The organism is Lactobacillus nasalidis (assembly GCF_016587775.1).
Classification (GTDB): domain Bacteria; phylum Bacillota; class Bacilli; order Lactobacillales; family Lactobacillaceae; genus Lactobacillus; species Lactobacillus nasalidis.
In genome coordinates, this window is record NZ_BOCG01000506.1 from 1 (window position 1) to 1,805 (window position 1,805).

A 1,805-nucleotide genomic window follows, 5' to 3' on the forward strand; every position below is an offset into this window, starting at 1 on the left:
CACAGCTGGCCGCGATGGTGGAGATGGGCATGAGCGGCGGCCGGGCCACGTCGATTCTGATGATGAAGTTCATTTGCTACCAGCTGGTAGTGCTGGCGGCTTACGTGACGGCCTTTGTTTTCGGCTTTCACTTGGTAGCCGGCAAGTTCGCGGCTTTGGCGGTCTTCATCTTCCTGGGCTTTGCCCTGCATGTCTGTTCAATCATCCTGCTCCTTTTGGCCATGTTTGCCCATGACTGGACGGTCAAGGCCGTCAAGGGCGTGATGCGGCTTTTGGGGCGGATTTTTGGCCAGAAAAAGGCCCAGGTCTGGGAGAAGTCGACCCTGGAACAAGTGGAAAGCTTTTACCAGGAGAGCCAGGCCTTGAAAGCCGAAAGGAAAAAGCTCTGGGGCGTCGTTTTGCTGACGGCGGGGCAGCTGGCCTGCTATTATTCAGCGCCTTATCTGACCTTGAGGGCGCTGGGGCAGCCGGTGGACTACTGGCAGGTGACTTTGATGACCATCTTGATCATCATGTTCATGGCCGTGATCCCGCTGCCTGGGGCCAGCGGCGGGGCGGAATTCAGCTTCCAGACCCTGTTTGCCAGCTTCATCAGCCAGTCGGGCGTGGTCGTTTTGGCCATGTTCTTGTGGCGGTTCGCGACTTACTTCTTCGGCATGCTTCTCGGCCTGGTGGGCTGGTCCTTTAAGCCAGCCAAGGTCCGGGACTGATAATTTTGAGGTGATTGAATGCGTAAACTTCAAGCATTTGGAAACTGGCTGAGGAGCTCCAAAAACGGCTTCTTTGCCCTGGCGGTTTTCGGCTACTGGCTTAAGTGCTACCTGATTTATCTGACCAAATTTACCCTGGGGGCGACCGGGCCCATGCAGAACTTCCTGCTGTTGATCAACCCGATCCCGTCGGGGATGCTGCTTTTGGGCCTGGGGATGCTCTTGAAAGGGCGCAAGTCCTACTGGACCATCATCGTTTTGGACTTTGTCCTGGCGACCTGGCTTTTTGCCAACGTGCTTTATTACCGGGAATTCTCCAACTTCCTGTCCTTCTCTTTGCTGCAGAATTCGGGCAGCGCTTCGGAGAACCTGGGCAAAAGCATTGCCGGCATTCTCAAGGGCAGCGACTTTTTGGCCTTCGCGGACCCCTTGATTTTGACGGGGCTGCTGCTGGGCAAGTTCTTCAAAATGGACCTTTACGCCCAGTCCTGGAAGCACAAGCTGGCAATTGAGCTGGCGGCCCTGCTCTTGATGGGGGGCAACCTGCTTTTGGCACAAAACGACCGCTCAGGCCTGCTGACGCGGACTTTTGACAACAACTACATCGTCAAATACCTGGGGATCAACGAATACGCCATCTATGACGGGGTCAAGACCGCCCAGACCAGCGCGCAGATGGCCAATGCCAAGGTGTCGGATCTGAGCTCGGTCAAAAAGTACCTCAAGAGCAGCTACGTGGCGCCGAATTCGGCCTATACCGGGGTGGCCAAGGGCAAGAACGTCATCGTCATCCACCTGGAAAGCTTCCAGCAGTTTTTGATCGACTACAAGTGGAAGGGCAAGGAAGTCACGCCCAACCTGAACAAGATCTACCACTCCCAGCACACCCTGGCCTTTGACAACTTCTTCAACCAGGTCGGGCAGGGGAAGACCTCCGACGCCGAAATGATGCTGGAAAACTCCCTCTTCGGGGTCCAGTCGGGTTCGGCCATGTCGACTTACGGGACCAGCAATACTTTTGAAAGCATGCCGGCGATTTTGAACCAAAAGGCCGGCTACACCACCGCCGTCATGCACGGGGGCACCGGCTCTTTT

The 1,805-nt window shown here is 56.0% G+C and carries 2 protein-coding genes; both read left to right on the top strand.

The genetic code is table 11. The annotated features are described in order from the left end of the window. Window positions 1-710: lysylphosphatidylglycerol synthase transmembrane domain-containing protein (locus tag lacNas_RS09765; protein WP_201346819.1), on the top strand; the 710-nt coding region annotated here is incomplete at its 5' end. Window positions 711-728: 18 nt separating this feature from the next. Next, the coding region (locus lacNas_RS09770) for an LTA synthase family protein (RefSeq protein WP_201336382.1) at window positions 729-1,805 on the top strand (1,077 nt) is incomplete at its 3' end.